The 12354-nt window shown below is 53.7% G+C and carries 8 protein-coding genes; all 8 read right to left on the bottom strand.

Going from position 1 to position 12354, the window contains the following annotated elements; genetic code table 11:
* Positions 1–965: methionine adenosyltransferase (locus FBQ85_17635; GenBank protein ID MDL1876957.1), on the bottom strand; the 965-nt coding region annotated here is incomplete at its 3' end.
* A 148-nt stretch (positions 966–1113) separates the two neighbouring features.
* Positions 1114–2892, bottom strand: a complete 1779-nt coding sequence (gene ptsP / locus FBQ85_17630) for a phosphoenolpyruvate--protein phosphotransferase (GenBank protein ID MDL1876956.1) — start codon at positions 2890–2892, stop codon at positions 1114–1116.
* Positions 2893–2896: 4 nt separating this feature from the next.
* On the bottom strand, positions 2897–3163 hold the full coding sequence (locus tag FBQ85_17625) for an HPr family phosphocarrier protein (GenBank protein ID MDL1876955.1): 267 nt from the start codon (positions 3161–3163) through the stop codon (positions 2897–2899).
* Positions 3164–3176: 13 nt separating this feature from the next.
* Entirely contained in the window at positions 3177–4178 is a 1002-nt protein-coding gene (locus tag FBQ85_17620; protein ID MDL1876954.1) for a polyprenyl synthetase family protein, read from the bottom strand.
* A gap of 227 nt (positions 4179–4405) precedes the next feature.
* Complete coding sequence (gene smc / locus FBQ85_17615) at positions 4406–8032, bottom strand: chromosome segregation protein SMC (GenBank protein MDL1876953.1); 3627 nt, start codon at positions 8030–8032, stop codon at positions 4406–4408.
* 348 nt (positions 8033–8380) lie between these two features.
* Positions 8381–11026: a hypothetical protein gene (locus tag FBQ85_17610; GenBank protein MDL1876952.1), complete on the bottom strand. Its 2646-nt coding sequence runs from the start codon at positions 11024–11026 to the stop codon at positions 8381–8383.
* A 103-nt stretch (positions 11027–11129) separates the two neighbouring features.
* Positions 11130–11660, bottom strand: coding sequence for a gamma carbonic anhydrase family protein (locus FBQ85_17605; protein ID MDL1876951.1), 531 nt, complete (start codon positions 11658–11660; stop codon positions 11130–11132).
* On the bottom strand, positions 11657–12354 hold a 698-nt coding region (locus FBQ85_17600; GenBank protein ID MDL1876950.1), incomplete at its 5' end, for a peptidase S58 family protein. The genes FBQ85_17600 and FBQ85_17605, both read right to left, overlap by 4 nt.

Here is a 12354-nt window from a genome sequence, read left to right as displayed (position 1 = left end):
ATATTTTGGGAAGAGGTTTTGCCGGTGCCAAAGGTATCGACGCAAATCGAAACCGGTTGCGCCACGCCGATGGCATACGCGACCTGCACTTCACAGCGGTCGGCCAAGCCCGCGGCCACAATGTTCTTCGCGACATGGCGCATGGCATACGCGCCGGAACGATCCACTTTCGTCGGATCTTTGCCGGAGAACGCGCCGCCGCCGTGACGGCCAAAACCGCCGTAGGTATCCACGATGATCTTGCGTCCGGTCAAACCGGCGTCGCCTTGCGGCCCGCCCACCACAAATCGTCCGGTGGGGTTGATATGATAGGCGACCTTGTGCTCATCGAGCATCGCGGCGGGTATGACATGCTTGACCACTTTCTCAATCACATCCTGCCGAATTTGTTCTTGCGAAACTTCCGGGTTATGCTGCGTGGAGACGACCACGGCCTCGACGCTGCGCGGCTTGCCGTCCACATAACGTACGGAAACTTGCGCCTTGCCGTCCGGCCGCAAATAAGGAAGAATGCCTTGCTTGCGCACCTCCGCGAGGCGCCGGCACAGCTTGTGCGCCAGCAAAATCGGCATCGGCATATATTCCGGCGTTTCATTGGAAGCATAACCAAACATCATGCCCTGGTCGCCGGCGCCCTCGCGATCAACGCCCATGGCAATGTCCGGAGATTGCCGGTCGATCGAAGTCAACACGGCGCAGGTTTCAAAATCATACCCAAAGCTGGCATTGGTATAGCCGATCTCTTTGATGGTGCGGCGCACAATGTCGGGCACATGCACGTAACAATCCGTGGTAATCTCGCCGCCCACGACGGCCAGACCGGTGGTAACGAAGGTTTCGCACGCTACGCGCGCTTTGGAATCTTGTGCGAAAATCGCATCCAACACGGCATCGGAAATCTGATCAGCGATTTTATCCGGATGGCCTTCGGTCACAGATTCCGACGTGAACAGCATTGCATTCATAGCTACTCCTTCATTCATGTTACCAGGATGCAAAAGCGATGAGGGGGACTGAGGGACTGGCCTTCGCCCGTTCACTCGCCAGCAAGCCGGTGAATTTCATCAATATTCCCGGCAATAATCGTTAGGTGGATTAATGGACAGCGGTAGATCACGCCAACATATCTTTAAACTTGTGCCGCATGAATGGTTTCACATAATCGTGAATTTCCTTGGAAGTTGAGAATTCCAGAACTTGATCGGCCAGTTCTTTCGCTTCATCAAACGAGATGTCGCGAATAATTTTCTTTATTTTTGGAACGTCGATCGGGTTCACGCTCAATTCGTCGATTTCCATGCCGACCAGCAGCAAGGTGGCAAGCTGGTCCGCCGCCATTTCACCGCAAACGCCGACCCACACACCACGGCGGTGCGCCGCTGTGATGACTTGCTGAATCAGCCGCAAGACGGCCGGCTGGAATCCCATCAACAAATGGGCGACACGGCCGTTGCCGCGATCCGCCGCCATCGCATATTGCGCCAAATCGTTCGTGCCAATGCTGAGAAAATCAACGCGTTCAGCAATCAAATCCGCCATAATCGCGGCCGACGGCACTTCGATCATCACTCCGATTTCCGTGTTCGGCTCGAACGGCTTTTTTGCTTTGGTCAACTCGCGCTTTGCTTGCTCGATCAGGGCCAGCGCTTTATCCAATTCATCGACGCCGGCAATCATGGGCAGCAAGATTTTGATATTGCCCAACACATTGGCGCGCAAGATCGCGCGCAATTGATCTTTGAACAGCTCGGGCTGATCGAGACAAATGCGAATGGCGCGCCAACCCAAAAACGGATTCGGCTCCGGCCCGCTTTTCACACACGCCGGAACTTTGTCCCCGCCCAGATCCATCGTGCGAATAATGACAGGATGCGGCTTCATTTCCTGCGCGATGCGATAATAGGTTTCAAACTGCAATTCTTCGGAAGGCGCTTCGACTTTGTCGAGGTAAAGATATTCCGTGCGAAACAACCCCACGCCTTGCGCGCCGTTTTCGCGCACGAGTTTGACTTCATCAGCAAACTCGAGATTGGCGGCCAATTCAATATCGCGGCCATCGCGCGTGCGCGCCGGCAAATCGCGCAAATATCCCAGCCGGCTGCGCGCTTCCAATTGTTTGACCTGTTTCTTCTGATACCAATTCAGCGTGTTTTCATCGGGATTGAGCAAGATCACGCCTTCGTCGCCGTCGATGATGACGCGGTCGCCCGTCGTGCAGCGTTTCGTGATCTCCTGCAAGCCGAGCACAGCCGGCAGGCCGTTGGAGCGCGCAATGATAACACCGTGGGAATTGATGCCGCCAAAATCCGTGGCAAATCCGCGGATTTTGTGGCGATCGAGCAATACGGCCAGCGAGGGCGCGAGATCTTCGGTGACAACGATTGCGCCGCTGGCGAGCTTGCTCAAATGCGCGCCGCGGTCGCCCTGCAAGTGGCGCAACACGCGGTGTTCAACATCCTGAAAATCAGTATCGCGATGGCTGAAAAATCCGCCTTGTTTCAGCAATTGGCTGACATAGTTCTGCATCAACTCATGAAACGCAAAATCAGCGTTGCAAGCCTGGCCACGAATTTCACCTTCCACGCGGCCAAAAAATTCCGGATCATTCAGAATCAGATGATGCACTTCGAAAATCTGTGCGGCAGCTTCGCCGGCTTGTTCCAAAGCAATGTTTTGGTCGAGCATGACTTCGTCTTTGGCCTTTTGCAGGGCCTCGCGCAAGCGCTCGATCTCGCGCGGAATTTCAGCCGCGGAGAGCTGCTGTTGCTCCACCACCGGTTTGTTTTCAAAGAAAACGAATGCGCGGCCAATGGCAATGCCCGCAGAGGCGGGCACGCCTCGCAAAATCACCTCGGCTTTGGGTTCAAACGTTTTCACAGGAACCAGTCGCATATCGTCACTGCTCGCCGAATTTGCTGTCAAAAAGATTGCTCAATTCGGTTAACGCGCTTTCCTCATCTTCACCTTTGACGGAGAGGGTTATTTCACTGCCGTAATTGGCAGCCAGCATCATCACACCCATGATGCTTTTGCCGTTGACCACCTGGCTCTCGCGCGTCAAAAACACATCCGCTTTGAATTTGTTTGCGGTTTTGACCAAAAGCGCCGCCGGGCGGGCATGCAATCCTAGCTTGTTTTGAACGCGAACTTTTTTCTCCAACATGGCGAATTTGCAATCATGCTTTACGGTGCAGAATCATCTGAACTAGATTTTGCAGCTCGGTTACGTCCGCGCCGAGCGCCAGCTCAGCCAAATTACGATTGGCTTCAGCGAGATGTGTACGCACAGCAAAAGCTGCGGCGTCGATTGCCCCGCTCTCACGAAAATGCTTTTGCACCGCGAGCAGGTCATCATCGTCGATCACCGGCTTGGCAAAGATTGCCCGCAGCGCCGCGCGTTGCTCGTCGCGCCCGTTTTCCATAGCATGCACGTAAAGAAACGTGCGCTTGTGCCGGCGCACGTCGCTGCCAAAATCTTTCCCCAAAACGGTTTGTTCCACGGTGATGTCGAGCAGATCATCCTGAATTTGAAAAGCCAGGCCAAGATGCTCGGCAAAATTTTTGAAGGCAAGAATCTGCGGTTTTGCGGCGTTTCCGAGGATTGCGCCAATTTGCGTGCAAATGGCGAGCAGACGCGCGGTTTTTTTCATGATCATGGTTTCATAGCGCGCCATCGTCACGTGATCGTCGTGCTCAAAATCCGCATCCAGCGCCTGGCCTTCGCAAATCTCCAAAATACCATTCGTAAAAATCTCGCTGATGCGGCCAAGTTGGGAGGTTTCAGTTTTCAGCAAGCTTTGATAGGCCAGCACCACCAAGCCATCGCCGGCTAAAATTGCGATATCGGTATTCCATTTACGATGCACCGTCGGCCGGCCGCGGCGGGTTTCGTCGCGATCCATGATATCATCATGCACCAACGTGAAATTGTGCATCAACTCCACTGCGGCAGCCGCCGGCAGCGCTTGTTGCGCCGAGCCACCGAGCGCGTCACAACTCAGCAGCAGCAACACCGGACGGATGCGCTTGCCGTTGCCTTCCATCGCATAACGGATAGGCTCGTAAAGGCTCGCCGGCTCGCCGCGACTGCTCCCGTTTCGAGAAGTCGACAGAAACGAAACGAGATACGCATTCACGAGATCTTTAAAAGCCGAAAATTTGCTTAGGTGTTGTGACACGGAAACATCCTAACGGAACAGGCCCCCGCTTGGCGTTTCAGGTTTGATGTGGACAAACTCGCAGATAGAAACGGGGGCAAGATCACTCGTTGTACTTCATAAAGCGCATATAAGTCGCGGCAAAAGTCGGCCAAAATATGCAAATACGCTTTGATAATCAAGTAAAAGTTCCGACGCATTTACACTCACAAAAACACAAACAGCCGCTGCCGGGGCACATACACCGCTTAATTCTGGCTCAATTCGGCTAATGCCGCAGGCTGGTTGGCGGCCAGATGGCCAACATCTGCATCTTCGAATTTCACGGATACGACTTTGGAAACGCCCTGCTCTTCCATCGTCACACCGTACAAATAATCCGCGGCCTTCATCGTGCCTTTGTTGTGGGTGACGCAAATAAACTGCGTGTTCTCGGCGAATTTGCGCAACGCGCCGGTGAAGCGGCCAATGTTGTTATCATCCAGCGGCGCATCAACTTCATCCAAAATGCAAAACGGGCTGGGCTTGACGAGATAGATCGCGAACAGCAGCGAAATCGCGGTCAAGGTTTTCTCACCGCCGGACAACAACGCCAGTGAACCCAGTTTTTTGCCTTTGGGATTTGCTTCGATGATAATATCGCATTCCAGCGGATCGCCTTCATCGAGGCGCAAATCCACAAAGCCATCAACAAAGAAACTTTTGAAGACTTGAATGAAATTCTCCCGGATCAACGAGAAGACTTTGCCGAAACGTTCATACGCCGTGTCATTGATGACCTTGATCGTTTCCTTCAGATTTTCCTCGGCCTTGATCAAATCTTCCTTCTGCGCGATGAGAAAATCGTGACGTTCCTTCTCTTTTTCATAATCCGTAAGCGCGAGCATGTTCACCGGCCCCATGCTCTTCAAGCGATTGCGCAGCCAATTAACCCGCTCTTCGGTGGTGGGGGCGTCAAATTCCAAATCCGGGGCGAGCGGATGGGCGGCGGCATGCTGCGCCAAATCGATTTCATAATTTTCGTTAATGTGCTTCACCAGGTTGGCGCGCTGCATATTCAGTTCGGCAATGCGCAATTCGTCATGATGGAGTTTTTCAGAAATTTCATCGCGCTCGCTGCGCTTCGGCCGCAACGCCCGTTCCTTGTCATCTGCCGCGGCTTTCTGCTCTCGAAAAGATTTCTCCAGCTCCGAAACGATGTCTTCAAGCTCCTTGCGCTCGGCGAAATCTTCCTGCAATTGCTCGCGAATCTCCGCAATGCGCGCGCTCAGATCTTTCTCTTGCTGCTCGGCCTGGCCAATTTCTTCTTCGCGGTAACGGATGCTCTCAAGAGTTTCTTGCTTGCTTTTGTCAGTGCGATTGATTTCCGCTTCGGTGTTGCGCAATTCGGCGCGCGCTTCCACGACTTTGAGATTGGCCTCATTGAACGCCTTCTCAGCTTCACGCAGCTTGGGATCCAGCGCTTCAATCTCGGCTGACAATTGCTGGTAAAGGCCTTCGGCGGTGAGTTGCAGCGATTCGCGTTCTTGCAATTGCGGCTGCACGTTTGCAAGCTGCAGGTTAAAATCGGCGTGCGTTGTGTCGAGCTGCTGCAAATCCTTTTCGTGTTGCGCCAATTCTTCGGCGGTTTTGGTGGCGCGAAACGCGGCCTGGCCGAATTCGATTTCGAGCTGTTGCCGGTCTTTTTCGAGCAGCTTGCGGCTTTGCGCGAGACGCTCGCCTTGCTCCAATAAATCACGCAATTCCCGCTCCGCCGCTTCTTGCCGATCCGTCAGTTCATCGACCTCGAGATCAAGATGTTCGACCTCGCTTTCCAGCGCGGCAATCTCTTCACGCCGGCCAATAATCGCGCTAATGGTTTTCTCCGAGCCGCCGCGAATCGGCCCCCAATTCGTCACCAATTCGCCGGCAGCCGTGACGAAGGCAAGCCGGCGTGACGTCTTGAATTCGGCCAAGCGTCGCGCGCTCGCCAGCGACTTCACGAGATAGAAATCCGCCAGCATATTGTTCATCAACGGGCGCATATCCGGCTCGCAATCAATCAATTCAGAAATTCGGCCAATAATGTCGTCCTCAGGCAAGCGCAAATCGCCGTTCGGCTCATATCCCCATTGCGTTCCCGTTGCCGGCAGAAATGTCGCAACGCCTTTCTCATTCTGACGCAGCAAATCGATGCCGTGAAATGCGCGATCATGATGATCCACCAACAATGCCATCGCCGCTTCGCCCAACGCGACTTCGACCGCGCGGCGATATGGCTCCGGAACCTTCAGACGGTCGCTCAACGTTCCCAGACAGCCTTCCGGCATGCCCCCCTCCAACAAGAGATGTTTGACGCCCTCGGGATGATCTTCGTAACTCTCCTGCACCTTGCGCAACAGGCTGGCGCGATCGCGTTGCCGCTGCACCTGCCCCATCAACTCCAACGCTTTTTGTTTGGCTTCGTCAATCCAGGCTTGCTTTGCCAGCAACGCTTGCTGGTTTTCCTCGCTTTGCACATTGAGCAGATCCAGTTGCGCCAGCGCTTGCGCGACTTTCAAGGAGAGCTGATCGCGGGCGGCTTCCAAATCGCTTTTTTGGCGGCGCAGCGTATCCAAACCGCTCGATAATTGATTGCGGCGTTGTTCGCCAAATTCCAACTGTGTGCGCAGGCGTTCCTGTTCCTTTTGCAGGTTGGTAATCGTCGACATTTCTGCGGAACGTTGATTCTCCGCTTCACGCAATTCCTGGCGTTTGCCTTGATACGTCTGCCGTTGTTCCTCCAATTCCCGCTGCCGGCTGATCGCTGCGACCTCAATGCTTTCGAGATTGAGTTTCATCTCCTCCAGTTTGCCGGCGAAAGCTGCGCGCATTTCCGCCAACATGGCGCTGCGCTTGTTCAACTCTTCAATTTCCTTGGCCAGGCGGTTGCGATTATCCTGCACGGCGCGAATGCGTTCCTGACTGATCAGAACTTCTTCTTCCTTTTTCTGAATGCGTTCCGTGTTGGCGTTGAGATCGCGCTGGCGCGACACAAGCTGTTTTTCCAACTCCAACACCTTGAGGCGAATTTCTTCAATCTCGGCCTCTTCCGTTGCCAGTTGCGCTGACAATTCTTCGCGGCGATCATGCAGTTGCTTGGATTCCACGATCAACGGCTCGATCTCATTTTTGATCGCTTCGAACTGGAACGTTGCGAGTGTCAAGTCCGTTTCTTTTAGCTCATTGGCATAATTTTGATAACGTTCGGCTTTTTGCACCTGGCGTTTGAGGGAGTCAACGTTTTTCTCGACCTCGGCGAGGATGTCATTCAAACGCAGCAAATCCGCTTCGGTCGCCTCGAGCTTGCGGAAAGCGGCTTTGCGGCGTGCCTTGTATTTGCCTACGCCTGCCGCTTCCTCGAAAATGTGACGGCGTTCTTCCGCCTTGCCGTTCAAGATTTGTTCGACCATGGCCAGCTCGATCACGGAGTAGGCATTGGCGCCCATGCCCGTATCCATGAACAAATCCATAATATCCTTCAAACGGCAAACAGAATTGTTGAGCAAATACTGGCTTTCGCCCGAGCGAAACAACCGCCGCGTGATGACGACTTCGGAATATTCAATCGGCAGAATATTTCTTGTATTTTCAATGGTCAATGAGACTTCGGCCATGCCCAACGGCTTTTGCGATTTGCTGCCGTTGAAAATCACATTCTCCATGCGTTCGCTGCGCAACGCGCCAGCTTTCTGCTCGCCCAGCACCCAGCGGATGGCATCAACGATGTTGCTTTTGCCGCAGCCGTTTGGTCCGACCACGCCGGTGATGCCATTGTGGAATTTGAATTCCATTTTTTTGGCGAACGATTTGAACCCGAGAATCTCAAGCTTGGAAAGATACACGGCAACTCCCAACTAAAATAATATCAGCCAAAGGATTACTGATGTTCATTAATTCACTTGACGAGCACGATAGAGAAATTTCAAGGAATTTCACCAGTTTTTTGCCAAGTGAACTGGCGCAGGCCAGCAGAAAACGCTTCGGTGTGAATGAAGTCGAGGATAAGATGTGGAAAACAGCGTGCTCAAACATATCCTTTCATTAAGAAAGCTTGCGTCGATAGATAGAAAAACGGGCGGTACAACGTTTTCGCACAAACACGAGAAAAAACGGTGACCGGCGGTTTGCGTGAATTGCTGAAACTCAGCCCTCTGTTTCGGCGTGAATTTAGAAGCATGTGAACTGAAAAACAAGAGTATTTTTTATGCTCTCGCCTTCAACATTTCAAAGTAATACTTGGCATAATCAAAAATCGCCTGGGATTGATCATAGTAAAGAACGATCGAGGCCAATATGCCGCCGAAAATAACGATGCAAATGATCGCGGCGCGCAGGAAGCTGATCATGTACAACACGCGAATGGCGCGGAAAAAGCGCCCGATCAGCCACAGGAAAATCACCGCAACAAAAAATAATGTAGGCCGCACAAAATCCGGCATCAGCAGCAGGCGATGAAAAATCGGGGCAATCGCGGCCAGAATGAGCAAGTTTGCGCCGACCCAAAAAACAAACGTGAGATACTGGCTTAATGTCAAACTGCTGCTGAAAAACATTCCGAGAATACGCAAAAAAATGGCAGACAAGACGCCCAACAAAAAAATGGCGAGCGTCGCGCCGGCGAGAAACCACGCCGGATTCCAAACCAGCCAAATCAATACGCCTTTCCAGTAAGGGGCGTGCAGCACCAGGTTGATCACATGATCAAAAACGAGATCGTGGCGAAAAGCATAAAAGAATTGTGTGAGCAGCAACGCCAGCACACAGCTTTCCGCCAAACCAATCAGCACGGTTAAAAAAGGCGCAACTTTGCGATTCTCGTACAAGTCGATATAAAAGCCGTGCGGATGCACGAAAATGCGGCGCAAATTGTCTTGCAAGCGCCGATCGCGCTGAATAAAATAAAGCAAAATCAAAATCAACAGGATACCGACAATTTGAAAGATGCCGGAATTTCCCGGAAGTGTGTGCTTGGTTGCGCCCACCGGATTGGTGTCGCGACGATTGTGGGCTTGCACAACTTTGAAAGCCAGGCGGTTCTGTCCCGAGGCGTCGATCAAACCGCAGGGATAGCGGCGCGTGCTGCTGGAAACGAAACGCGCATCGATAGCCGCGGCTTCTACTTGCGCGTCTGATTTTGTGAGCGCAAGCGGGCCGGCCGCGAGCATCGGCGTCGGGCCTTCCCAATCCTTCAATGCATGCAGAAAATAACTCGAACTGCCTTCCGCGCGATCGAACAGGTTGAAGACGCGCATATAATATTCGGCTTGCAGCCCTTCGGCCTCCGCGCGTTCGGTGTCGCTGTTCGGCTCGCCGGTGCGAACCAGCGCTTCACTTGCCCACTGGCCAATAATCGGCATAACCGGTTTCACTGAATGCTTGGCAAGCTCCCGGAACGGCGTTAGATCCGCGCGCAAAAACCAATCAATTAAAAGAAAATCTGCATGCGGCTCCCAGAGAGAAATCCATCCCGGCAATGTCACGGCATAAATCGGCCGGTCATCACGTTTGCGAATTTCTGCAACCAGCTCCTGCAGCGTGCGTTGCGCGTTGGAGGAAAGCGGCGCAGATAGGGCGCCCAGCCCCCAAGCCAGAACACTCGGATGATGTTGATCGCGTTCGATCATCTCATGCGCTTGCGCTTGGGCAAGCGGTGAAAAATTTGGTTGGTTAAAATGGGCATCCGTGAGATAATAAAGCGGAAGTTCTTGCAGCAAAAAAATACCGGCGCGATCACACAAGCGGGGCAACAAGGGATGTGGCGGCCGGCCGATCACACGCAGCACATTGAGGCCAAGTTGTTGCGCCGTCATGACGAGATTTGCCAGTTCCGTCGAATCCAACAAAACCGACTGCCGGTTGTACGCTTCCATCCAATTCGCGCCGTGCAGTTCCAGCGGCTCACCGTTAAGATGCAACTCCTGGCCGGCAATTTGAATGCTGCGAAATCCTGTTTCTTGCCAAAGTTCATCAATCACAGAGTCGCCCTGCCTGAGAACAGCACGCAACGCGTACAAATTTGGCTCCTGCGGAGACCAGAGCGCCGGTTCAGATAACTGGTAAGTCAACGCGAGATCCTGGCGGTCGCCGTTCCAGTTTTCACATGCACGAGGCGGCGAGCCTGCCAGCTTTTGTTCGCGCCGCACGTCCCAAATTTCGAGCGTGCACGTCAAACCTTCGAGCGCTTCCGGCGCCAGGCCGCGGCGAGGGCGAATCTGCGCCGTGAAGTTGATTTGCGCCGCGCCGGAATGCAACCGATAATCAAAGCGCGGCGATGCGAGGCGCACCTCCGGCAGAATTTCGAGAAAAATCTCGCGAATAATGCCGCCTTCATTCGCCCAGCCAAACGGGCGTTGTTTCGCGGGCAACGAACTCAGCGGCGACAAACGATTGTCAACGGTTATCTCCAGCTTGTTGTCTTGTGCATAAAAAAGCCTTTCATTGCGGAATTCCACGATAAACGGCATGTATCCGCCTTCGTGGCTGCCGGTAATCTCGTCGTTAAGCTTGATCTGTGCGGCGTTGTTGCAACCGGTAACATACAGGCGCACGGTTTTGTTCAACATCGTCGAATCAAGCCGGAAGGTTCGCTCGAAACGCACGGAGCCATCGAACAAAAAAGCGCCCGGGACTTTGAACGTGGTATTAACCTGGGGATTTTCCGAAAAGGCTTGCCAGACGCCGTTCAGCGAAATGAGACGGCGAGGGGAATGGGACGTATCAACCGGCTGGTAAGTCGTGGGGGCAATGCGATATAATTTTGCGGTGTCAGTTTGCGACTTTAGCTCAACCGTGCCCAACAACGAAATCAAAACGAATGAAAATACAAACCATGAAAGCCGACGTGACACAACCTCTCCTCAGACCTTGTAGTAGTGGATAAAAAGCCCGGCAAAATAAACATTAGCCGCCTGAAAAGCAACGGAAGAGTCGGCGAATGCGGTGTTGATCTTTTCAGCCAGGCGGTTGGCCGATGCCCGCCGCCAGATACTCATCTTTATAACGCATATAGCGTTCCGCCGAGGCAAACAAATTCTCAATTTCGCTTTGGCGCAGTTCCCGTTTCACTTCGGCAGGAACGCCGGCAACGAGCGTATGCTCCGGCGCCACAAAACCCTCGCGCACGAGCGCGCCCGCCGCAACAATCGTTTGCGGACCAATCCGCGCGCCGTCCAGAACCGTTGCGCCCATGCCGATCAAGCAATAATCGCCAATCATACAACCGTGCACAATTGCGCCGTGACCGAGGGTAACGCCTTCCCCGATATGCAACGGCCATTTATTGAGCGTGACATGACACATGCACAAATCTTGAATATTCGTCTTGCGGCCAATGCGGATGTAATTGACATCTCCGCGAATGACGGTATTGAACCAAATGCTGCATGCCTCGCCGATTTCGACATCGCCGATAATCGTCGCATTCGGCGCAACAAAAACCCCTGGGCCAAGCCTGGGAGTAATGTTCTTATAAGGCAGGATCATTGCGCCTGACTCTCCTGCACGGCGCGAACAATGGCCGTTGCAACCAACTCCGCAGCAATCGCTCCGATTGCCACAACGCTGGCGTTTTGCTGTCCGCAAGAAATCGCAAAAACCATGTCGCCGTCAGACTGCGTATGCGCCGGCCGAATCGCGCGCGCCACGCCATCCTGCGCCATTTGTGCGATCTTGATCGTTGCTTCCTTGCCAAATTTCGCATTCGTGCCGACGACGGCCAGGGTGGTGTTGCCCCATGACTTGAGAGGGCCACACGGATTTGCTTTCACATAAGCCAGCGTATCGACCATACGGCCATCATCCTGCCGCGCGCCGGCAATGATTTTACCGGTTATGGGATCGACAATATCGCCAAACGCATTCACCACCACAAGCGCGCCGACGCTCAACTCACCGTAGCGCCACGACGCCATGCCAATTCCGCCTCGCATGCTGTGCCGCACGCCGCGAATTTTGCCCACGGTTGCGCCGCATCCCGCGCCAATTGCGCCCTGGCGACACTCCTCGGTTGTCGCTGCAAGACAAGCCGCATAGGCCATCTCCGCCGTCGGCCGCACTTTGGGATCGCCGACGTGCAAGTCAAAAATAACGGCGCTTGGCACAATGGGAACTTCGGCGACGCCGGTGTCAAAGCCAATGCCGCGTTCCTCCAAAGAACGCTGCACTCCGCCGCTGGCAT

It is taken from the genome of Cytophagia bacterium CHB2, assembly GCA_030263535.1.
Classification (GTDB): domain Bacteria; phylum Zhuqueibacterota; class Zhuqueibacteria; order Zhuqueibacterales; family Zhuqueibacteraceae; genus Coneutiohabitans.
This window is presented reverse-complemented; position numbering and strand designations above follow the sequence as displayed.

What these genes read in the sequence shown, in the direction of transcription:
- FBQ85_17605 (MDL1876951.1), bottom strand. Translation starts at nt 11,660, where the DNA reads ATGATCCTGCCTTATAAGAACATTACTCCCAGGCTTGGCCCAGGGGTT.
- FBQ85_17625 (MDL1876955.1), bottom strand. Translation starts at nt 3,163, where the DNA reads ATGTTGGAGAAAAAAGTTCGCGTTCAAAACAAGCTAGGATTGCATGCC.
- ptsP (MDL1876956.1), bottom strand. Translation starts at nt 2,892, where the DNA reads ATGCGACTGGTTCCTGTGAAAACGTTTGAACCCAAAGCCGAGGTGATT.